The 21,551-nt window shown below is 59.5% G+C and carries 17 protein-coding genes; 9 read left to right on the forward strand and 8 right to left on the reverse strand.

What is annotated here, in order from left to right; genetic code table 11:
• Positions 1-118: 118 nt before the first annotated feature.
• Positions 119-1,021, reverse strand: a complete 903-nt coding sequence (locus tag RBH20_RS16645; protein ID WP_306710697.1) for a universal stress protein — start codon at positions 1,019-1,021, stop codon at positions 119-121.
• Between the two features lie 283 nt (positions 1,022-1,304).
• Here RBH20_RS16645 and RBH20_RS16650 point away from each other — a divergent pair, with 283 nt between their 5' ends.
• The 5 genes from RBH20_RS16650 (at position 1,305) to RBH20_RS16670 (ending at position 4,061) form a co-directional block, all read left to right on the forward strand.
• Positions 1,305-1,784, forward strand: coding sequence for a pyridoxamine 5'-phosphate oxidase family protein (locus tag RBH20_RS16650; RefSeq protein WP_306710699.1), 480 nt, complete (start codon positions 1,305-1,307; stop codon positions 1,782-1,784).
• Positions 1,785-1,955: 171 nt separating this feature from the next.
• Complete coding sequence (locus RBH20_RS16655) at positions 1,956-2,378, forward strand: universal stress protein (RefSeq protein WP_306710701.1); 423 nt, start codon at positions 1,956-1,958, stop codon at positions 2,376-2,378.
• A gap of 139 nt (positions 2,379-2,517) precedes the next feature.
• On the forward strand, positions 2,518-2,838 hold the full coding sequence (locus RBH20_RS16660) for a hypothetical protein (RefSeq protein ID WP_306710703.1): 321 nt from the start codon (positions 2,518-2,520) through the stop codon (positions 2,836-2,838).
• Between the two features lie 58 nt (positions 2,839-2,896).
• Positions 2,897-3,463 (forward strand): nitrous oxide reductase accessory protein NosL, encoded by a 567-nt coding sequence (locus RBH20_RS16665; protein ID WP_306710705.1) that lies wholly within the window; start codon positions 2,897-2,899, stop codon positions 3,461-3,463.
• A gap of 70 nt (positions 3,464-3,533) precedes the next feature.
• The gene (locus tag RBH20_RS16670) at positions 3,534-4,061 is read left to right on the forward strand and encodes a helix-turn-helix domain-containing protein (RefSeq protein ID WP_306710707.1); all 528 of its coding nucleotides are present in this window, start codon (positions 3,534-3,536) and stop codon (positions 4,059-4,061) included.
• A 75-nt stretch (positions 4,062-4,136) separates the two neighbouring features.
• On the opposite strand, the gene RBH20_RS16675 is transcribed toward RBH20_RS16670, so the two are convergent.
• From RBH20_RS16675 to RBH20_RS16685, 3 genes are read right to left on the reverse strand one after another with little or no spacing between them, the layout of a single operon-like run.
• The gene (locus RBH20_RS16675) at positions 4,137-4,949 is read right to left on the reverse strand and encodes an ABC transporter permease (protein WP_306710709.1); all 813 of its coding nucleotides are present in this window, start codon (positions 4,947-4,949) and stop codon (positions 4,137-4,139) included.
• Positions 4,946-5,671 carry an ABC transporter ATP-binding protein gene (locus RBH20_RS16680; RefSeq protein ID WP_306710711.1) on the reverse strand — a complete coding sequence of 242 codons (726 nt, stop codon included), beginning with the start codon at positions 5,669-5,671 and terminating at the stop codon, positions 4,946-4,948. Before RBH20_RS16680 ends, RBH20_RS16675 begins: the two co-directional genes overlap by 4 nt.
• Positions 5,668-7,581 (reverse strand): NosD domain-containing protein, encoded by a 1,914-nt coding sequence (locus RBH20_RS16685; RefSeq protein ID WP_306710713.1) that lies wholly within the window; start codon positions 7,579-7,581, stop codon positions 5,668-5,670. Before RBH20_RS16685 ends, RBH20_RS16680 begins: the two co-directional genes overlap by 4 nt.
• Before the next feature lie 205 nt (positions 7,582-7,786).
• Between RBH20_RS16685 and fdhF the strand changes: the two genes are divergently transcribed.
• Both fdhF and RBH20_RS16695 read left to right on the forward strand, forming a co-directional pair.
• Positions 7,787-9,847, forward strand: a complete 2,061-nt coding sequence (fdhF, locus tag RBH20_RS16690) for a formate dehydrogenase subunit alpha (RefSeq protein WP_306710715.1) — start codon at positions 7,787-7,789, stop codon at positions 9,845-9,847.
• 329 nt (positions 9,848-10,176) lie between these two features.
• Positions 10,177-10,455 (forward strand): hypothetical protein, encoded by a 279-nt coding sequence (locus tag RBH20_RS16695; RefSeq protein WP_306710717.1) that lies wholly within the window; start codon positions 10,177-10,179, stop codon positions 10,453-10,455.
• A gap of 60 nt (positions 10,456-10,515) precedes the next feature.
• Here RBH20_RS16695 and RBH20_RS16700 read toward each other — a convergent pair whose 3' ends face one another.
• Positions 10,516-11,625, reverse strand: a complete 1,110-nt coding sequence (locus RBH20_RS16700) for a guanosine monophosphate reductase (RefSeq protein ID WP_306710719.1) — start codon at positions 11,623-11,625, stop codon at positions 10,516-10,518.
• A 328-nt stretch (positions 11,626-11,953) separates the two neighbouring features.
• Here RBH20_RS16700 and RBH20_RS16705 point away from each other — a divergent pair, with 328 nt between their 5' ends.
• Positions 11,954-13,048 carry an ABC transporter substrate-binding protein gene (locus RBH20_RS16705; protein WP_373567975.1) on the forward strand — a complete coding sequence of 365 codons (1,095 nt, stop codon included), beginning with the start codon at positions 11,954-11,956 and terminating at the stop codon, positions 13,046-13,048.
• An 844-nt stretch (positions 13,049-13,892) separates the two neighbouring features.
• Here RBH20_RS16705 and RBH20_RS16710 read toward each other — a convergent pair.
• Positions 13,893-15,848, reverse strand: a complete 1,956-nt coding sequence (locus tag RBH20_RS16710; RefSeq protein ID WP_373567971.1) for an ATP-binding protein — start codon at positions 15,846-15,848, stop codon at positions 13,893-13,895.
• A gap of 231 nt (positions 15,849-16,079) precedes the next feature.
• Between RBH20_RS16710 and RBH20_RS16715 the strand changes: the two genes are divergently transcribed.
• Positions 16,080-19,979, forward strand: a complete 3,900-nt coding sequence (locus tag RBH20_RS16715; protein WP_306710722.1) for a PAS domain-containing protein — start codon at positions 16,080-16,082, stop codon at positions 19,977-19,979.
• A 76-nt stretch (positions 19,980-20,055) separates the two neighbouring features.
• Here the strand turns inward: RBH20_RS16715 and gdhB are convergent, their stop codons facing one another.
• Entirely contained in the window at positions 20,056-21,351 is a 1,296-nt protein-coding gene (gene gdhB, locus RBH20_RS16720; RefSeq protein ID WP_306710724.1) for a glutamate dehydrogenase GdhB, read from the reverse strand.
• Positions 21,352-21,353: 2 nt separating this feature from the next.
• Positions 21,354-21,497, reverse strand: a complete 144-nt coding sequence (locus RBH20_RS16725; protein ID WP_306710726.1) for a rubrerythrin-like domain-containing protein — start codon at positions 21,495-21,497, stop codon at positions 21,354-21,356.
• Positions 21,498-21,551 lie beyond the last annotated feature (54 nt).

Below are 21,551 nucleotides of genomic sequence, written 5' to 3' on the forward strand. Positions count from 1 at the left end.
TCACGACAGGAACAACAATAAGTGCATGGTCGGGTCGTATCTGCCTGCCACTTCGCTGGGCACATGGCGGACGCCGTACGCAGCCGGAGGCTGACAGACAGGAACGCGTGTCCCTGTTTCAGCCCTCGTTGGCATGCTGATCCCGGGCGTTGACTGCCAGCACAGGCATATCGGCGTGTCTGATGAGCCGCTCTGTCGTGCTTCCCATAATGAACCGATTGAGCCCGGTTCGGCCGGCCGTCCCCATGACGATCAGATCGATGTCGTTCTCCTCGGCGTAATCGAGGATATCTGCCGCCGGGAATCCATCGATGACCTGTGTGACAGTCTCGACGCCGGCTTCGCGGGCTCGCGCTGCAATCCGCTCGGTGACTTTCTCACCCTGTGATTCCAGGGTGTCGATCAGGTCTTTCGGCAGCGTGTATTCCGCTCCGGTCGAAATATCGCCGAGATTGACGATGTTCAGAGCGTGAACGCGGGAATCGAACTTCGCCGCAATCTCGCAGGCCGGTTCGACAGCGGCCGTTGCGGACGTGCTTCCGTCCGTAGGAACGAGAATATCGTCGTAGGAGTCAGTCTCTCGACTCTGTTCGGTGGCACGGACAGTGAAGACAGGGACATCGGCCTGCCGGACAACGCTCTCTGTCACGCTCCCGGCGAGATATCGCCCGACACCTGTGCGACCGTGCGTTCCCATTGCGATCAGGTCTATCTCGTTGTCGTCACGGTATGCACATATCTCCGCTGCTGGATTGCCCGTGCGGATAGTCGTCTGTATCGCTCCAGCGGCGTCTACCGCATCTGTGATAGCTGTGACGGTTTCTTCGGCGTCAGCCGTCATGCGGTCGGGTGTCTCGTCGTCGAGATCACCACTGCTGAATGGCCCGCCTGCCGTTCGCGTATCGATGACAGCCATGACGTGCAGGCTCGCGCTGAACGCACGCGCAAGCGCTGCCCCGTGTTCAGCGGCCCGGGTCGCGTGTTCGCTACCGTCAGTCGGGATCAGAATGGAATCGAGCATTGTTGTGTTTACAACTCGTTGTTGTCAGTAAATAAACGGCAGTCGCGATTCTCACGCTATTAGAAATCCGGCGGTTGAGAGCGACGGCGCAAATATTTTGACCGAGTTGCCAGCAGTTCTCGGTGGCAGATATCCTACAGTATGTGATGAGTACCAAGTTTGTTCGGAGATGAGCCCGTATCTGTTCGTACTCGAAACGGCTGCTTGCCCTGAGAAGCCCGCTCTACCTTTTTTACTGTGGGGTTACATTCATGATACGTAACTGGATGATCAGACGCGACCTATGACAGTTGATCAACTAGAGGAGTACGGACTCGAACAGATGGATGACGAAGAGATTCAGGACTTTCTCTCCGCACACTCGACCGGCGTTCTGGGGCTTCCGACGACAGATGTTCCGTATCTGCTGCCGCTATCGTACGGCTTTGACGGCGGGGCGTGCCTCTATTTCACCTACCTGCTGGGCGAATCGAGTCAGAAAGCGGAACTAACTGAGCGAGCCGGTCGTGGCCGGTTTCTCGTCTACGACATCGAAACCGCGTTTGAGTGGCAGAGCGTGATGCTTGCTGGCGATATCAGCAATGTGCCGGAAGACGAATGGTCGGAGATCACGGCGATGACACAGAACGCCTGGCGACCCAACACGCTCCAGACGGCCACCACCTCCGGCGGAGTCGCACTCTACGAGTTCGAGATAACGGAGCTTGCCGGTATCCGGCAAACCGGATTAGCACCCGACTTTCGGGAAAACATCGAGCCGTGACTTCGCTTGCTTGTGGCAAGGAAAGCTGGTTACGCCCGTGAAAGCTCGATTGACGATATCCTATCAAAGTCTGTCCGTTTGATCTGTGGACGACCACAGTATGTGATAACAGATTACTATCATTTGAGAATGGTCAGCGGATTGAAATAGGATGGCGTCCCCTATTCTAGCATGTACGACACAATTGTGGTTGCGACCGACGGGAGCGCTGACGCGAACCGCGCAGCGACACACGCGCTTGAACAGGCTGAGCAACACGGTGCCGAGCTTCACGCCGTCTTCGTTGTCAATACAGACCGACACGCGGAGCCGGCCCTGAGCAGTATGGAACTGGAAACCATCGAGGTTGAGGAATGGGGGGACGATGAACTCGCAGAAGTCGCCGAGAGAGGCGACGCAGTTGACGTCGAGGTCACCACCCGATGCTGCCACGGGAAACCGTACGTGGAGATTATCAGCTATGCCGACGAGGTCGACGCCGACCTGATCGTGCTCGGATACCACGGGCATTCCCACAGCGAAGGCGACCAGATCGGAAGTGTGACCGACCGGGTCGTCCAGAACGCGGGCCGACCGGTTCTGGTGGCTACCTGAGAGGGTCACATACCCGTTCGAACAGATGTTCACTGGCGAAGCGGTATTCGGGTATACACCTCGGACTGAGATGCGGGCGCGACAGCGACTGCGACCGAAACCGATTCCAGTGCGACCACTCGAAACACAAGCCTGAGAGATGCTCCAACCGACGGCTGATTGGATCGGTCCCGGTCAAACGGCACTGTTGATCGCCGTGCTGGGCCTCTCCGCGCTTGGAACGCTGGCGCTGTTTTCCGTCGCAGCGGTCAGTACATACCGCCGCCGGTCACGGCCGTACGTGCTGTTGACCGTCGCTATCGGGTTGCTGGTATTTCGGTCCGTGGTCGGCATCGGGACCGTCCTCGGTGCTGTCCCAATGGTCGTACACCATCTCACTGAACACGGGTTCGACTTCCTCATCGCGCTGCTGGTATTGAGTGCGATCTATTCAGTCGCGCCGCCAAGTGTCCCTGACTGACCGGCGTTTCGACGGTCGCACCATGAACCATTTGGTGTCGTTCAGCGTAGCATCTAGTATGTCTGAACATGCAACAGGCCTCACACGACGATGCTTCCTAGCCGGGACTGGGACTGTGGCAGTCGTGTCACTCTCTGGATGCCTGGGGAACGGTGAAGAAATCGACCCGGTCAGCATCGAAAGCGGCCAGAGCTGCGACCAGTGTGGGATGGTCATCGACCAGCACCCGGGTCCGGTCGGCCAGACGTACTACCAAGATAACACGCCCGAGGGGCACGACTCACCGGCACGGTTCTGCAGTACGACCTGCACGTATCGCCACCGATTCGCCAAGGAGCAAGCGGGGTGGACCCCCGCGGAGACGTTCCTGACCGACTACAGCACAACCGATTACGAGATTCGGACCGACGGGGGCAAGACAATTATCTCCCGGCATCTGGAGGCCGAGGCGTTCGCGCCGGTGGGGCAACTCACCGTCGCTGCGAACTCCGACGTGGAGGGCGCGATGGGGACGGCTATCGTTCCGTTTAGCGACAGCGCGGACGCCGAGTCGTTTGCCGAAGAGTACGGCGGCCAGACCCTCCCCGCGGAGGACATATCGAGAGAACTGGTTGGCGGGATGTAGACGAGTTCCCACGCAGTGAGAACGCTCGATACCCTGTTGTCTTGGTAGGTGGAAGGCTGTTCTGAAGACCATGTCCACGGTTACTGAGCAAGTGCGTTCCCATGTCGAGTCCAAACCGGGAGTCCATTTCAACGCGCTTGCGGCAGACCTCGATATCGCGACCGGACAGGCACAGTATCACCTGCGGAAACTGCGCCGTGCCGGCGATATCGTTGGTGAAGAGATTCAGGGCAAAACGCACTATTATAGTCAGGAGTACGGCCCCTGGGAACGACGTGTACTCGCCTTTGCCCGGCGAGAGACTGCGCGGACGATTCTCCTGCATCTGCTGGAAGCTGAGTCCCTGTCAGCAGACGAACTGGGCGCCCGACTGGACATCGCCCGGAGTACAGTCTCCTGGCACGTTTCGGCACTGGCCGACGCAGAGATACTTGAGAAGTCGTACGGCGAGCGGGGGCGTGTCGTCGTGGCGCTGAGCGATCCGGACGCAACACAGCGACTGCTCGCGGCGGTCCGGCCATCGCTTACGGACCGTCTCATCGACCGGTTCACACGGCTGGTCGACGAAGGGCTCGCGGCCGCGGCGGACGACGACTGAGGAGATATTGTCGGCTGTACCTATTGTAAGATATTCGGGATAGAATGATTCTGAGCGGGCTTACAGCCGGCAGTATCAGGCCGCATCCGTCGCAAGCATCGCCCCCACAAACGTGAGTCCCCACCAGAACAGGAGCGAGAGGCCGGCGACCCACGTCGGGACGAACGCTGACCGGCCCGGAACAGCGACGTACAGGACCTTATCGAACACGAGGCCGCGGTACGCCCCGGCCGGCGTCATGGCGAGCGCGCCGCCAAGTGTGCCCGTGGTGACGCCGGTGTCAAGCGCTGCGAACACCGCGAGGTCACTTCCGACAGTGAGGACCAGCAGCCCGGCAAGTGCGAGCACGAGCGCTCGGCCCCGGCTGCCGGCGAGCGCTGACAGCAGGAACGCGATAGTCAGCGACGAGAGCGCGTACAGGACGGTCAGCGCGATGAATCGGATGAACAGGAACGGCGAGTCGACGCCACGGTGACTCGCAAACACCGTCGTCTCCGGTCCTGCGGTCGTCGCCACGTTGATGCCCAGCGCCAGCAACGGGACGACAACGATAGTGAGCAACAGCAGGGCACGTCCCGCGTACACCCCGCCGACGTACGACCACGTCGAGAGTGGGTAGGTGTCAAGTATGTCGAGTTCTCCCCGGACAGCGGGGTCGGCAATCGCGCGATAGCCAACGGCGAAGGCAAGCGTCGGCACGAGGACTTCGACGGCGACGAGCGTATCGACGACGGTCGGAACGTAACCGCCGGCGGGGCCGCCACCGGCATGGGCGAGGCCGAACAGGACAATTCCCGTGACCAGTCCGAGCGCGAGATAGGTTCGTGTCCTGACCGCACTACGGACCTCCCGCACGAAAACTGTCCAGAAACCGGTACCGTCTATCATGGCTGTGTCCCCTCTGGTGCAGCGATAGTGGCTCTGTCCTGTTCCAGAAGCGCTGTGAACGTCTCGTGAAGCGGCCCGCCGGTCTGTTCCCGAAGCGATTCTACCGACCCGGTCCGCACGAGGCGGCCGGATTCGAGTACTACCAGTCGGTCAGCCGTCGCCTCGACGAGTGGCAGTTCGTGCGAGCAAAGAACCACGGCACGGCCGGCGTCGGCAATCGATTCGACGATGTCGAATATCAGTCGACTCATCGCCGGGTCAAGCCCGCTTGCCGGTTCGTCGAGCATCACAATCGGCGGGTCGCCGGCCAGTGCCTGTGCGATTCCCAGAAGGCGCGTCATTCCCCCGGACAGCCCTGACACGGGACGGCTGGCCACTTCTTCGAGGCCGACACGTTCAAGCAGTCGAGCCGGGTCGTCGTCAACGAGGTCCGCGTAGAACGCAGCAGTCTCCCGGACGCTGAACCCCGGCCGGAAGGTCGGCCGCTGTGGCAGGTAGCCCAGCTGGCGTTTGGCCTCAGGCCCACCGTATGAGACAGTCCCGCTGGTGGGTCGCTCGATGCCCAGAAGCATGCGCAGGAGCGTCGTTTTCCCGGACCCGTTCGGGCCGATGAACCCGGTCACGGCGTCGGACGGCACGTCGAGTGACACCTCCGAGACGGCTGTCACATCACCGTATTGTTTCGTGATTTCGTCCGCCGTGAGGTACGTCTCGCCAGTCATGCTGCCCCCTCCATCGATGTCTCGTTTCGAAGACGCCTGACGGTCTCGGGATTCGCAGGGTCTGTCAGGGGTGCCCTGTCGACAATGCTTCCCCGGCGGAATCCAGGCGTGGTGCCGCGAAGCGCCCGGAGGCCACGGACGCTCGGTGCCGACCTAAGGACGACCGCAGCGTCGGTCTGATGGAGACGGCGGTCGACAGAATCGGTGGGTGAGTAGGAGTTGGCCAACACCGGGCCAGTCCTGCCAGTGAGGTCGTACGCGCCGCTCCAGTAGTTCCCCCTGCCGTCGTGCGTGTACACGCGTAGCGGCCCCGGTCCCGAGATGGCGTGGCGGTCGTTCGCGATGAAATCGTTCTCGGTGACGATGTTCGACGGGACGACGGTCGAGGCCCGCACACCGATGTCATTCCCGTAGAGTACGTTGTGCTCGTACAGGGACCGGTCGGCGTTTGTGGACATCGCCTGCGTAGTGTCGACTACCACGTTGTGTGCAATATAGCTCCGGGAGCCGGCTAACATGACGCCGCTCCCGGAGTGGCGCACGTCGTTCCCGACGATGGCATTCGCCACGGGATTCGTCATGACAACGACGCCAGCGTACTCCTGTCCCCTGGCGACGTTGTCCGCAACGAGCGACCGAGAGGTGTACATCAGGTGGACGCCGAAGCGGTTGTCCCGGAACGTGTTGTTCCGGACAGCGGTCCCGTCGGCCCGGTGGAGGTACACGCTGTCACGCCCGCCGTTGAACACCGAGTCCTGCACGACAACCGACCCGTGCATCCCGATAACGCCCATGAACCCATCTTGCCAGTCTGCCGTCCCGTTGACCGTGACGTTCTCGACGACTGCGCCGGGTGTCCGCCGCAGAACGACGCCGCTGGCGGGCGTCTCGACGCTGAGGTTCGCAACGTACAGTCCGGACGCGTTCCGACCGGTCACGGCGGCGTCGCTGTTGCCATAGGCGGTCGTGACGGTGGCGTCCCAAGCGCTATCGTTGCTCTGCGTCGGGTCGCCGACCGTCGTGTTGCCGACGCCGACAATTTCGAACCCGGTGACACCGACGCGGTCGGCAGTCACTGTCACGACAGTGCCGTTCCCTCCACCGTCAAGCGTCGCTCCGGGGCCACTGAGGGTGAGTGGCTTGTCTATCGTCACCTGCTCGTCGTACGTACCGGCCGGAACAACGACCGTCGTGTTCGGTGGTGCCGCATCGACGGCCGCCTGAACCGTCGGGGCATCAGTTCCGACTTTGACCGAGACGGGCCGATTTCGACGCTGGCGAGCCGCCTGTACGGTGGCGTTCGCATCGGTTCGTCGCGGGCCGACCTGTTCTCGGACTGCCGCCGCCTGTTCGAGGGCGAACGATCTGGATCTGAGCGCGTCCCAGTCGATGATTTGCCCGCCGCACGTCTCGGCGAACGCCGCGGCGTCGTCCCGGTCGGCAAAGGGCACAACCGCCGGCCCGGACGGGACCCGCGCCGAGCCATCGACGACGTAGTGGGCCTGATTGGCTTCGACCCAGTCGGGCGGTGTGGCGGTCCGGAGAGAGCCGTCGTCGCCGCACCTGACCGGCCGGTCACTGTAGTCGGAAACGTACACCACGAGTGGATACCCGAACTGCTGCTCGTGTCCCGGCTCGGTGAGCGCTGTCACAGCCTGACCGATGCCGACGTAGCCGACGACGTAGCGGTACTGTGAGTAGAAGACTTGCGCGCGCGGGACGCTGATACTCCGATTCCGGGCGATCTGTTCGTCGGCCGCCGTAACACCGCGTTGCACAGTGGTATCGAACACCACCGGTTCGGGGCGGGCGCTGGTGGTGTCGACGGCAAACGACGCGGCGAAGACCAGTGTGCTGAGAACTACCGCCAGTAGCGTAAAGACTTGTACAGTCGTCAGAGCTGGTCGCATCTACCGGCACTACGAGCGATGTCCCATTACAGTATGTGGTGTGGCTCTCGAAACTGGCGGCGCACCCGCACGCGGGGCCAACGACATCAGTCCGCAACCCACCTCTGGCACCGTTCGAATAGCGCCAGTATCCTCACGCTGATAAACCCGCCTACGTTTTACCGATGGGCTACTTGTAGCTGCGTTCCTATCATCCAATGTACAGATGGGCACCAATCAGGACCGAAACCCCCGGGCCGAGCAGACAGTCTGTCCGTACTGTGGCGTCGGCTGTACGATAGAGTACGCGGGCAACGGGAAGGCAACCGGCACAGCGGGGCCAGTGAACACGAAGGGAGAGATCTGTCCCAAGGGAGGGGCCGCATTCGACGTTGTCGAACACGAGGACCGGCTGACCGAGCCACTCGTCCGGGAGGGCAGTCGCTTCGTCACCGCATCCTGGGAGGCTGCCCTAGCTCGCGTGACCGACCGACTCACCGAAATCATCGACCAGCACGGGCCGAACGCCGTCGAGTTCTTTGCCTCGTCGAACTGTACGAACGAGGAGAATTACGTCTTTCAGAAGATTGCGCGGATGCTCGGCACCAACAACGTCGACAACTGCGCCCGCCTCTGTCATTCGTCGACCGTGGCCGCGATGAGCGAGCGCCTCGGTGCCGGGGCGATGACGAACACGCTCGATGACCTCGCCGAAACCGACTGTCTGCTCGTCACCGGCGCAAATCCGGCCGAACAGCATCCAGTCATTTTCCGTTCGTACTTCTTACCGGCAATTCGCAACGGTGGCACGCTCATTCATATTGACCCGCGCGAGACAGACACGACCGATGCCGCCGACATCCACCTCGACGTTCGCCCCGGATACGATATCCAGCTCCTCAATTCGATGGCGAAAGTCATCCTCGATGAGGAACTCGTCGACGAGTCCTTTGTTGAGGAACGGACGACCGGCTACGCGGACCTGACAGCACACCTTGACGATGTCGACGTCGGGTCGGGTGCCGACGTGGCCGGCGTCGACGCGGAAACCGTTCGGGACGCAGCCCGGGCGTACGCTGAGGCCGATAGTGCGGCGATTGTCACCGGAATGGGGATGAGCCAGCACACGTCCGGGACCGACAACGTACACGCGCTGTTGAACCTCGCACTGCTGACCGGCAACGTCGGTCGCCCGGGGACCGGCGTGAACCCGCTCCGTGGCCAGAACAACGTGCAGGGGGCCGGCGACGTCGGAGCGCTTCCCAGCGTGCTTCCCGGCTACGAACCCGTCACGGACCCGGATGCCCGACAGCGAGTCGCAGACGAGTGGGGCGTCGAGCCGCCGAGCGAACCCGGCCTGACAGAGACGACTGCGACACACCAGTTCGGTGACACGGTCAAAGCTGCAGTCGTCTTCGGTGAGAACCCCGCTGTCACGGAACCAAACGCCAGTTCTGTCCGGTCCAGTTTCGACGACCTCGATTTCTGCGTCGTCATCGACCTCTTCGAGACTGCAACCGTCGACCACGCCGATGTGGTGCTCCCGGGAAGCAGTTGGGGGGAGAAAGCGGGAACAGTGACCAACACTGACCGGCGGGTGATGCGGATGCGGCCGAACGCTGACCTGCCCGGGAACGCTCGCCGTGACCTTGATATCCTCACTGACCTCGGTCAGCGGCTGGTCAACCAGTCAGACGCGTTCGACTACGACGGCCCGGAAGCGGTGTTCGAGGAGCTAACGCGAGTCAATCCGCTGTACGCCGGCATGAGTTACGACGGCATCGGTGAGAGCTACCAGCGGTGGCCGTTCCCGGCAGACGCCGATTCCGGAACCGACGTGCTCCATACGGAGACGTTCGCTTCGGGCCAGCAAACCGCTCCGCTTCGCCCGGTCTTGCCGACGCCGCCAGCCGATGCCGTCTCTGGGGAGCAACTCGTTCTCACGACAGGGCGCGCGCTCCAGCACTTCAACAGCGGCGCACTCACTCGCCGGTCGGAGACGCTCATGCGAATGCGCGGAGAGGACGTCCTCGAGATCCACCCGGACGACGCTGCCGCTCGGGGCATCGAGGACGGCGATACCGTCGTCGTCGAGAACGACCGAGACAGCGTGACGGTGTCGGCGGCTGTGACGGCGGCTATTCGGTCCGGAGTCGTGTTCTGCACGTTCCACTATCTGGACCCGCTCGCAAATGCCCTGACCGGCGATGCTCTCGACCCGGTCGCCAAGATTCCCGAGTACAAGCATTCGGCGGTGCAGGTACGGAAGTCATCGGCGACCACATAGATAGAAAGCGAGTCCGGAGACGCTCTGGAAATAGTTGAGCGGATCGGATGCGTAGGTCTTGCGAGCGGTGTGCAACCCAGAGAGTGACGACGGTGTGGTTTCATCCTGATTGCTGTGACTGTGTACCAGTACGACTGCACGACATGGTGCGGTCGATGCCGAAATGACCTACAGCAGTCACTATGAGATGGCTATCGGTAGACGTAGAGATAGCCTGCAGATTACCAGAACTATCGACTCGCTGTAAGGGAGAATAAAACAGTTTCTACGTTTCTCACGGCAGTGGATTAGGCACAATGGTAATCCCACTTGCAACTATAGTTATACGTATGATGGGCAGTCAAAAGAACCGGAAACTCAGTGCGGCAGTGGTACTCGTTCAGGGCGCCGTAACTGCGCTCTTCCCACAGATCAGTGTCAAACTTATCAAGCGTATGATCGGGAAGAACTTCGAGAACGCGTCCCAGCTCACGGTGAAGCCAGCGTATCGCCGACAATTACGTGCAGTTGGTGTCGGGATGGTCGCCGCAGCCGGGACCGATCTTCTGTTGCAGAGCGCTGCGGAGACGGACGAAGGCCCGGTGGCAATTGATGGAGACAGCGAGTAACGACGGCGGCTACACCGATGGTGGTGAGTAGGCGCGCTTCTGGAACAGCCTGCAACCAATTCAGTCGTCGCTGTCGACTGTCGCTTCGGTGCCGGCGTCGCGGACCTGTGTCGCTTCGCTCTCCACGTTGACGCCTTCCCAGTCGTGGTCCGTGTGGAACCCTTCGCGTTCCTTCGCACTCTGTGCGACACGGATGAACTCTGCTTTGTCGCGGGCCGTATCGATGGTATGCCCGCCACAGTAGGAAAGTCCGGAGCGGATGCCAGCACAGAACTCCTCAGCCACGGCGGCGACTGAGCCTTTGTACGGGGTCAGTGCTTCGACCCCCTCGTCGGCGCTGACGTTGTTCTGCTTGTCATCTCGGTCCTCGGCCGCCGCAGTGGTTGCCATTCCGCGTGAGCGCTTGTAGTGTGTCCCATCGACTTCGACGACTGCCCCCGGGGCCTCCTCTGTGCCGGCAAAGAGGCTCCCGAGCATCACGGTGTCTGCCCCGGCCATGAGGGCCTTCACTGCATCACCGGACGTGCGGATTCCGCCGTCCGCGCAGATGGTGACATCCAGATCTTCGGCGGCTGTCGCACAGTCATCGACAGCGGTCAGCTGGGGGACGCCGGCACCCGCGACCTTCCGGGTGGTACAGTGGGACCCGGGTCCAATACCGACTTTGACACAGTCGGCCCCGGCGGCGGCGAGGTCTTTGACACCCGCGGGTGTCGCGACGTTGCCGGCGATGATATCAGTGTCAGGAAATTCGTCTGCAAGGGTTTCAACAGCGTCGAGTGCCCGGTCGAGGTGGCCGTGGGCCACATCAACGACGAGCGCATCGACACCGGCGGCAGTCACGGCCGCGCTCCGTGCGACGTAGTCCTCGTTGATACCGACTGCTGCGCCGATCTGTTCACCCGCTTCTTTCACCTGCTCGACCTGCTCGGCCTGTTCCTCGGGCGTCAGGAACCGGTGTAGCACCCCGAACCCACCAGACCGTCCAAGCTCGATTGCCAGTTCTGCCTCGGTAACGGTGTCCATCGCAGCGGAGACGAGTGGCGTGTCCAGTTCGACGGTCGGAGTAAGCGGCGTCGAAAGGTCGATGTCGCTCCGACTGTCAACCGGTGATCGTTTCGGGACGAGAAGAACGTCGCCATAACTCAATCCAGTGCGTAACTCGTTCATACCCCGCTAATGGAACCCCTCCTAGCACAAAAGTATCTCGGATTAGAGATGCCCCGCTCGTCCCGGCAACCGCAACTCGTTTCGCATGGCTGGGCTGCCTCATTTTTAGGCCTGGCTAAAAATCGAAGGATACTTGTAATTTTAGGCTGGGCTAAAATTCATGCTGGAGACTAATCAGGACAAAACGTGGTCGACGCGGAGAGAGTGTGTAAAGTACGGGACCGCGCTGCTGACCACTGGCTCGCTCGCAGGTTGTACTGGGCTTTCGAGTGGGGGCACCGAATCGGACGAGACCCAAACACAGACTGACCGATCCTATTCAGGGACGATGGCGCCGGTCGGCGACCTCAGACTTGAATCGAGTCCGGAGACTATTGTCGGCGGGTGGGGGTTTGAGGAGGACATCCTGACTGCACTGGGAGAGGCCGACAAGCTCGTCGCCGCCGAGGGCAACCAGTTCTGGTTCACCGGCTTCTACGACCAGCTTCCCGGCGTAGACGTCCCTAATCCCGAGTCACTGGAGTTGGTCCGGACAGACGACTGGTCGCTCAGAACGGAGGTTCTCTACGAACTCGACCCGGACCTATTCGCTACCGACCCGAACCGGTTCATTTCGTACTACGGTGCTGACGAGGGCGATATCTCCGAGATCAACGATTCGATTGGGCCCTTCTTTGGGAACGCCAGCCGCCGCAGACGCGGCGACGACTGGCCCACTTGGCCCGGTGATAAGTCCTACCCCTACTACGATATCCCCGAATTCGTCAGCAGATACGGAGCACTGCTCGGAAAGTCCGAGACAGCCGCTGCTATCAACACCCTCTACGAGCAGGCGCTACAGGAGATGCGGTCGCGCGTTCCACCGGCGTCCGACCGGCCGAGCGTCGGATTGCTCAACGCGCAAATAAACCCCGACAACGAGGGGTTCTTCCGTGCCTACAACCCCAGAACTGAGATCGACAAGGCATACGGGAAAAAACAGTACCGAGATCTCGGCACTGTCGACGCGTTCGAGGGCGAGTACGATGGCCAGTCCGGGATCCAAGTCGACTACGAGGCACTACTGGAGGTCGATCCCGACGTGCTCGTGTTCCACTTCGGCGTCAATTACCGCGACTGGAACGGCGAGGATGCGCTCCGAAAGACAGTTGAAGGGATGCGAGACAGTTCGCTGGGGCAGGAACTCACCGCCGTTCAGGAGGACAACCTCTACGTCGGCGGGTCAGCCTATCAGGGCCCGATCATCAATCTCTTCCAGACAGAGATGCTTGGAAAACAGCTCTATCCAGACGAATTCGGTGAGTGGCCGGGCGAGATTACCGCTGGCGAGCTTCCGGAAATTCCCGAGAGCGAACAGCTATTCGACCGCGAGGAACTCGCGGATATCGTCAGTGAAACGAACAGAGCTGCCGACTCACAGTAACAGCAGTTCCCCTCAAAAGCAGGGATAGCAAGTTTTGCACGCCTGCGCGAAAGCGGATGACGGGTGGCGATGGGCACCGTGGTGTGCCACCCACTGCAGTCAGAGGCACGGATGGGTTCTGGACCCAAGACATGGGGTGGGGCGAGTGGGCGCAAAGTAGGAAGCGGCCCAAAGCGGGGACCAGAACCCGTGTAGATGTAATGCACCGTTTGTGATATGCCTTATGCCAACTCCTAACATAGTTGTAATTTCACGCAATGACTCAGTGCAGTCATCCCCGGAACGCACGGCGTCACCGGTCACAGAAAGGGATGGGACGTTGCTGTGGGGGTGGGAGAGATGGGGTGCAACGTACCATCGGAAGTCGTCGGTTTCGACGACGGATTCCAGCCCGGAGCAATCGTGTGGGTGAATCCAGCGCGATTGGGCAGGGCGCAGAACCCACCTAGGCCCGATACGAGTGTATATAAAATGCTTGTGATATCCCCACGCCGTCTGTTGGTTTGATCGCAAACTATTCAATTCTCACCAGCGTGAGTCCCATCTGATAACGTGAGAAGTACATCCCATTCAACAGCAAAGGAATGGTGGGCAGCCGGGGGTGGTGTACACCGCACCATTCAAACTCCGCATCCACGACGAGGGGTTCTGGACCCTGATCCTTTGATGAACATGATCGGATTCAGTGGGGGGAGGTGGCGCGGGACCAGAACCCTATCAAATAATTCATAGTTGGTATGAAATAACAATTATGACGTTTTGGCCCATTTTATTGGCTCTGCGATCGCTGAGCGTCCGTAATCGCGGCAACGGCGTGGGGGATGACAGCACAGTAAATAGTGAGTTATTCCACGACTTCGAGACCGGTGATCTCAAACCGTGTCCCACCCATCGAGCTCTCAGTTGCGCGAATATCCCAGCCATGGGCGTCAGCGACTCGTTTGACGATGTTGAGGCCCAGCCCAGTTCCGGATTCGGAAGTCGAGTAGCCAGCCTCGAACACCTTTTCGCGGTCCTCAACGGGGATTCCAGGGCCGTCGTCTTCGATATAGAATGCGTTGGTGTCTTCAAAAATCCCTCCGACAACGACAGTGACATCTAGGCCTGCGTGATCAATCGTGTTCCTGAACAGATTTTCGAGCAGATGCCGAAATTGATCGGTATCAGCTTTGACCAGTGGCTGGGTCTCGGCCTCGTAATCGCAGTATAGTTCGGCCTCGTCTGCAGGGTCAGATACGAGGTTCCACGCAGCCTCAGCGGTTGCGTCGATCGAAACAGGTTCCAGCGACCCGATCTCTTGTTGCTCCCGTGCTAGCCAGAGAAGGTCCTCAACAATGCGTTCCATCCGTGCGGTCGCTGTCTCGATCACAGCAAGGTGATCGCTCGAATGTTCGGCCTGGACGAGCTCCAGCCGACCTTGTATGACAGTTAGCGGGTTCCGCAGGTCGTGGCTGACAGTTGCAGCAAACTGCTCTAGCTGTTCTTTTTGATCCTGCAGTTCACGTTCACGTCTTGTACGTTCGGAGATGTTTCGACCAGTGCCGACAAGCCCTATCAAGTCACCGTTCTGATCAGTTAACCGGTCAGCAGTGAACTCATGGGGAACACGCTTCCCTTCTGTGGTACGGAACTCCGCTTCGATGGTCGAATGCCCAGTTGAAAGTGCTTCCTCTATTGCCCCGGCGACTGCGTCCTGTTCGTCGTCCGGAAAAAGACTGACTGCGTCAAGATTCGCGAGTTGCTCATCAGTGTACCCGGCCAGCGTTGCGAATTGTTCATTACAGCGCTGGACGTTGCCCGCAGAATCGATGACGTAGAATATGTCCGCGAGTGAATCGAGTGCCTGGTTGATAAAGCTCCGCTCTGTGCGCAGTTCGTCTCGGATCTTCAGCGAGTGCATGGCGTGCGAGATACTGTTCCCGAGTTCGCCGAGTAATGCCTGTTCGTCCTCAGCAAAGGCAAACGGACGGGACGAATAAACGCACAGGAGACCGTACAGGGTGCCATCGTATTCTAGCGGAACCGCAGCAGTGCTTCGATAGCCACGGTCGAGTGCTTCCTCTCGCCAGACCTCGAACGCCGGGTCGTCTTGAATATTCTGTGACGTCGCAATACGTCGTTCCCGGACGGCAGTGCCTGCAGGACCTCGTCCAGTCGGGGAGTTGTCCGCAGTGACAACAATAGTATCGAGATACGTGTCCTCGGCGCCGGCCCAGGCCTGTGGCTCGATTTGGTCTGTCTCAGAATTACGCTCACCGATCCATGCGAAACGGTAGGGCTCAGAATTGCTAATGATCTCACAGACACGTGTTTTGATTTCCGATAGCGAGGTCGCCCGGATGAGAGCCTGGTCAATGTTGCTGACCAGCGCTCGCACTCGTTCAAGTTCGGTAGCGCGCTGATTGGTGCGGTACTGTTCGACGGCGTTTTCGATACGATTCGCGAGGAGTTCGTATCGTTCCGTTCCGTGCCCTTTCCGGAGATAGTCGGTTGCACCGGCCGCAATAGCGTCGCTGGCGACCGTTTCGCTTCCCTCACCGGTGAATAGAATAAACGGTAGATCAGGGTATTCCGCACGGACAGCTTTGAGGAGTTCGATGCCGTCCTTCTCAGGCATCCGGTAGTCGCTGATAATACAGTCAACAGAACATGTAGCAAGTCTGTCGAGCCCTTTAGCAGCACTCGCCGCGGTTATGACGTTGAGTTGATCGGATTGCTGTGCAAGTAGTTCCGATGCCACATCTAAAAAATCCGGTTCATCATCAATATGAAGCACAACGATATTCGACAGCTCTGACACAATATCGATTGTACCTAACTTCGAACCATAAAGTTGCTGACCCAAGTATCAGAATATATACTCCGATAGGGCCGTCATTTATTTGTTGAATTTCGGCACTATCCGAATGAGTGCGTACAGGCCGCTTGAGACGTAGTTAGGTTGGCTGGCACAGATATTATTGCCTATTATAATATCACATATAAGAACTGGCGCAGTGGATTCATAAAAGCTCGATACATAGTTGTGGCAATGGCCTATGCAGGTGGCGGGACTCCCGATTCCATTCAGGTTTTGTATGTAAACGATGATGGTGACTTTGCTGAATTAGCGCAGACGAAGCTCCTGAGTATCTCATCTAGCTTTGACGTCACAACAGTCGGGAGTATCGAGGCTGCTCTCGACTCGCTTGCAACTTCGGCTATCGATTGCGTGGTCACATCGTACTCATTGCCGGGCGGGACGGGAATCGACCTCCTAGATCGGTTACGAACGGAGCAGTACGAACTACCGACGATCTTGTTTACCGGCCGAGGGAGCGAGCAAATTGCAAGCGAAGCGACACAGGCGGGGGTCTCCGATTACGTTCCGGTCCACGCGGGCCAGAACAGTTTCGAGTTGCTCGCGAGCCGCATCCAGACGCTCACCGAGGCCGCCCACAAACAAGCGGCCGCCGAGCGACTGTCCGACCGCTTCCAACGAACGCTGGAGCGGGCAACTGACGGGATTTATGCCGTCGATAGCGAGTGGCGGATCGAATATATAAACGAGAAGATGGCAAAGCGCGTCGACCGCGAACCGGAAACTATCGTCGGGACGATTATCTGGGAAGAGTTCCCCTCGATAGTTGGAACGGAACTCGAAGAGAAATACCGAACCGCGATGGAGACCGGCGACCCGGTGTCGTTCGAACAGTACCTTGGCGAACCGTTGGATTACTGGGTCGAAATACGAGTCTTTCCCGACGATGACGGTCTGACCGTCTTTTCACGGGAAACCACGGCAGAGCGGGAGCGAGAACTGGAGTTAGAGCGCAGTGAAGCGATCCTCGAAAACATCCACGACGTTGTATTTGTTCTCGATGATGAAGGGACAATCGAGTTCGCGAACACCGCTTCGAGACGACTCGTGACCGGGAAAGAATCGACCAAGATAACGGGACAGCAGTTGGAAGCAGTCGTGGGAGACCGGATGTCCAAGTCCGATGCCGAGCGGTTCACAGCGGCGGTCGAATCGACAGTCACTGATATCGAGAGCGACGGTGGCGTTACAGGGTTGTACGACGCAGACCTGCAAATCGATGTGACGACCGGCGGTGGCGAGCGGACGTTAGACGTCCGCGTCACACCGTTCCGGGGCGACGATGATCGGCAGGTGCTCGTCGTTGCCCGTGACATCACCGAACAGAGCATGGCAAAGCGACAGTTAGAGCAGGAGCGGGATGCACTTCGGGAACTCCAGACTGTCATGGCAAAGGGTGATATCGCTGCTGAGGCGCGCCTCGAAGAATTGCTCGAACTTGGCTGCCAGACGCTCGGGCTCGACATCGGAATCGTCTCACACGTTCAGGGCAATGATTACACGGTCAGGGCAGTACACGCCCCGGATACGGAAATCGAATCCGGGGACCTGTTCGACCTCGAATCGACGTACTGCGCGGAGGTGGTCGGGACAGATGCAGTCTGCTCGTTCGCAGATGCTGTCGCTGATGGCAAAGAAACCCACCCTGCGTATCGTGAGTTGGAGCTGGAATCGTATATCGGGGTGCCACTCATCGTCGATGGAGTCAGGTACGGGACGGTCAATTTTTCGAGTCCGACAACGCGAGTCGCGCCCTTCGGAGCGCTTGAGCAAACGTTCGTGGAGCTACTCTCGGAGCTCGTGAGCGCCGAAATATCGCGGATGCAGGACCAGACTGACCTCAAGCGCCAGGAATTCCTGTTCGAGCGGGTACAGAATATCGCAGATATCGGTGTGTGGGAGTATTTCCCGTCGATAGACAGCCTCGACTGGTCTGACGGCGTTCGTCGGATTCACGGCGTTGACGACGAGTATGACCCGTCACTCGATGACGCGCTTGGTTTTTATCACCCTGACGACCGAGAAAAGATTTCGCAGGCAGTCGAGCAGACGATTGCGGACCGAGAACCGTACGACATCGATCTCCGGATTGTGCGCACTGATGGCGACGTGCGCGACGTTCGGGCGTGGGGAGAACGCGTCGACGACCCACAGGACGATGAGCCCGTGCTTCGAGGCGTTTTTCAGGATATCACGGAGCGAAAAGCCCAGGAACGAGCGCATCAGGAACTTGCTGAGGAGTACGAGGCACTGCTCAATAGTTCAGGTGACGCCATATTCATGCTCGATGTCGATACGACTGGTAACGATCCAGTGTTCGAGTTTGCGCGACTCAGCCCCGGCTACGAGTCACAGACAGGTCTCACGACTGACGAGGTTCGAGGGGAAACACCACGGGAGATCTTCGGTGACGAGCGTGGTGCCGAACTCGCGGCGAACTACACTCGTTGTTTCGAGGAGCGTGCGCCGATCTCGTATCGGGAAGAGCTGGACATCGCTGACGACGCGCGGTTCTGGGACACGAGCCTCGCACCAGTTATGCTCGGCGATGAGATCGTCCGGATCGTCGGTATCGCCCGCAACGTAACCGAACAGGTCGACCGACAACGCAAACTCGAAACGACGAACCAGCGACTTGAATCACTCATCGAAGCGACACCGCTCACTGTCATGGAAATCGACACAGACGGGACGGTCATCCGCTGGAACGATGGGGCCGAGAATATGTTCGGCTGGTCACGGGCGGAGGTGCTTGGCGAGGGCAATCCGATGGTCCCGGATGAGCAGCAGGCTGAATTTGAGTCCCACCGACAGCGCGTTTTGAGCGGCGATCAAATCAGGGGGAAGGAAGTACAACGGAAGACGAAGGCGGGTGAGGAACTAGAGTTGCTCCTGTCGGCTGCACCAATCACCGCTCCCGACGGAGAGATAACGAGCGTACTGGCTGTTCTAGAGGATATCACTGAACAGAAGCAGTTAGAGTCGAAGCTCCGCTCACTGCAGGAAACAGCACAGCGGCTCAGTGGCGCACAGTCGAGTGCCGAAATCGGCGACATCGCTATTGAGGCTGCTGTCGAAATTCTTGGGTTCGAACTCACCAGTATCTGGGAGTACACCGACCAGACAGACGAGCTTGTTCCACTGACGACGAGTGCGGCCACAAGGGAACTGCTCGGTGAACTACCACGGTTGCAGTCCGATGAGTCGCTTGCCTGGGAGGCGTTTAAAACATCAGAAGTGCGTCGATACGACGACATCAAATCCGTGACATCGCTCGGCGAAGCCGACACGAATCTCAGAAGCGGTCTGTTCGTGCCACTGGGGGAGTTCGGGCTTATGGGTGTCGGAACGCCACAGGAACAGACCTTCTCTGAAGCAGACGTGGATCTGTTCCAGATACTGGGCGCAACCGTCAAGGCGGCATTCACCCGTGCAAGCCGGGAAACCGAACTCCAGCGACAGAATGAGCGGCTCGATGAGTTTGCCAGTGTTGTCGCCCACGACCTCCGGAACCCGCTGTCCATCGCTATCGGCTTTCTCGACATCGTCGAAGAGACAGGTGACCTCAGTCACGTGGACCGAATCGAATCGGCACATGGCCGTATGGAGCGGTTGATCGACGACCTCCTGACGCTGGCGCGCGGTGAGACCACAGTTACGGATACGAAACAGATCGATCTTGCGGCCGTGACGACGGAAGCCTGGGGATACGTCGACACCGCTGAAGCAACGCTGACGGTTGCTGACACGGTCCCGACAGTGGCTGGTGACGCCAGCCGGTTGACACAACTGTTCGAGAACCTCTTCAGAAACGCTATCGAGCATGGCGGGGACGCCGTCACGGTAACCGTCGGGCAGTTAGAGGGCGGTGACGGGTTCTACGTCGTGGATGACGGCGATGGGATTCCATCAGCAAAGCGTGGGGAAGTACTGGAACACGGCGTTACGTCTACCAAGGGAGGCACTGGCTTCGGGCTCTCCATCGTGGAGGACATCGCCAAAGCACACGGCTGGACTGTCCGTGTGACGGAAGGCGCTGCTGGCGGGGCACGGTTCGAGTTTTGCTACTGAGGGCAGCGTTAGCAGCGGTTTCTTGGTACCGACAGCGACAGTTGTGGGTCCCGTTATGAAATCTGCAACGCCGGTGCTACGGCCAGAGCCCCCGTGCTTCGTGAGCCTCCGCGATACGGGACAGGGCGACGACATACGCCGCATCGCGCCACGTGATGTCGCGGTTTTCGAACTCCGTTCGGACTGCGTCCCAGGCCGCTCGCATCTCTTCGTCGAGTTCGTCGTTCACTCGCTCGAGTGACCACGACCGACGGTTGATGTCCTGTAGCCACTCGAAGTAGCTCACCGTGACGCCGCCGGCGTTCGCCAGAATGTCCGGAATCACAACGACATCCCGGTCAGCGAGGATGGAGTCAGCAGTGGACGTCGTCGGGCCGTTTGCCCCTTCGACGACATAATCCGCAGCGATGTCGTCCGCGTTCGCTTCGGTAATGACGTTTCCGAGCGCTGCCGGAATGAGGACATCGACATCCAGCGTCAGCAGTTCATCGTTCGAAATCACGGTGTCGGCGTACTCGGTGACCGCTTCCGGTTCCTCGTCGTGTGACGGGACTGTCGCCGTATTGATTCCGTCGGGGTCGTACATTGCCCCGTTCACGTCGCTGATCGCGACAACAGTCGCGCCCTGTTCGTCAAGCAACCGTGCTGCGTTCGCACCGACACTGCCGTAGCCCTGTACTGCGACCGTGGTCTCCGACAGTGGCTGGTCGTAGTACTCACAGACCAACTGTGTGATAATCGCGACACTCCGGCCGGGCGCGTCTTCACGCCCCTCGCTCCCACCGACAATCGGCGGCTTCCCGGTGACAACACCCGGAATCGTCTCGCCCTCTTGCATGGAGTAGGCGTCCATCAGCCAGGCCATCGTCTGTGGGTCCGTTCCCATGTCCGGGGCTGGTATGTCCCGGTTTGGCCCGATGACCTCGCGGAGTTCCTGCGCGAACCGGCGGGTGAGCCGTTCTTTTTCGTCTCGGCTCAGCGTTTTCGGATTGACCGCGATACCCCCTTTTGCGCCGCCGAAGGGGAGGTCCATCACCGCGCATTTCCAGGTCATCCAGATTCCAAGCCCGACACATTCGTCCCTGGTCACGTCAGGGTGATAGCGAAGCCCGCCTTTGTACGGTCCCCTGACGCTATCGTGCTGGGCCCGATACCCGGTGAACACTTCCACTGTGCCATCGTCCCGCTCAATCGGGACGGTAACCTCATGGACGTTTTGCGGATGATTGAGTCGTGCGACAATGTTCGGGTCGATATCGAGGTGGTCCGCAGCCCTGTGGAGTTGCAAACGGGCTGTTTCGAGCGCGGATTCCGGTTCGGACGACGTCGACGAGTCTCCCGATGGAGAAGTGGAGCTCAGTTCCGGTCCCATCGTTATTCCAGCGGAGTGAGTCGGTTGCGCATTTCACCGCCGCAGTCCTGACAGTTCTCCGGTTGGCTCACTGCAGTGATGACTTTGCCACATGCAAAGCACTCGTACGGTGTCTTCTCGTCGTGGTCTTGCTCTACATCTCTCATGTGTATTCACGAGTGACGGTTTCCGACCGCCAGTACTCGATTAAGGAATAGAAG

Origin of the sequence: Haloarcula sp. H-GB4, from assembly GCF_030848575.1 — an archaeon.
GTDB lineage: Archaea > Halobacteriota > Halobacteria > Halobacteriales > Haloarculaceae > Haloarcula.

Bases quoted from the DNA above. Each gene is read 5' to 3' on its own strand.
- RBH20_RS16650 (WP_306710699.1), top strand. From the start codon at position 1,305: ATGACAGTTGATCAACTAGAGGAGTACGGACTCGAACAGATGGATGAC.
- RBH20_RS16705 (WP_373567975.1), top strand. From the start codon at position 11,954: ATGGCGCCGGTCGGCGACCTCAGACTTGAATCGAGTCCGGAGACTATT.
- RBH20_RS16655 (WP_306710701.1), top strand. From the start codon at position 1,956: ATGTACGACACAATTGTGGTTGCGACCGACGGGAGCGCTGACGCGAAC.
- RBH20_RS16660 (WP_306710703.1), top strand. From the start codon at position 2,518: ATGCTCCAACCGACGGCTGATTGGATCGGTCCCGGTCAAACGGCACTG.
- RBH20_RS16675 (WP_306710709.1), bottom strand. From the start codon at position 4,949: ATGATAGACGGTACCGGTTTCTGGACAGTTTTCGTGCGGGAGGTCCGT.
- fdhF (WP_306710715.1), top strand. From the start codon at position 7,787: ATGGGCACCAATCAGGACCGAAACCCCCGGGCCGAGCAGACAGTCTGT.
- RBH20_RS16685 (WP_306710713.1), bottom strand. From the start codon at position 7,581: ATGCGACCAGCTCTGACGACTGTACAAGTCTTTACGCTACTGGCGGTA.
- RBH20_RS16680 (WP_306710711.1), bottom strand. From the start codon at position 5,671: ATGACTGGCGAGACGTACCTCACGGCGGACGAAATCACGAAACAATAC.
- RBH20_RS16645 (WP_306710697.1), bottom strand. From the start codon at position 1,021: ATGCTCGATTCCATTCTGATCCCGACTGACGGTAGCGAACACGCGACC.
- RBH20_RS16695 (WP_306710717.1), top strand. From the start codon at position 10,177: ATGATGGGCAGTCAAAAGAACCGGAAACTCAGTGCGGCAGTGGTACTC.
- RBH20_RS16670 (WP_306710707.1), top strand. From the start codon at position 3,534: ATGTCCACGGTTACTGAGCAAGTGCGTTCCCATGTCGAGTCCAAACCG.
- RBH20_RS16665 (WP_306710705.1), top strand. From the start codon at position 2,897: ATGTCTGAACATGCAACAGGCCTCACACGACGATGCTTCCTAGCCGGG.
- RBH20_RS16700 (WP_306710719.1), bottom strand. From the start codon at position 11,625: ATGAACGAGTTACGCACTGGATTGAGTTATGGCGACGTTCTTCTCGTC.
- RBH20_RS16715 (WP_306710722.1), top strand. From the start codon at position 16,080: ATGGCCTATGCAGGTGGCGGGACTCCCGATTCCATTCAGGTTTTGTAT.
- RBH20_RS16725 (WP_306710726.1), bottom strand. From the start codon at position 21,497: ATGAGAGATGTAGAGCAAGACCACGACGAGAAGACACCGTACGAGTGC.
- gdhB (WP_306710724.1), bottom strand. From the start codon at position 21,351: ATGGGACCGGAACTGAGCTCCACTTCTCCATCGGGAGACTCGTCGACG.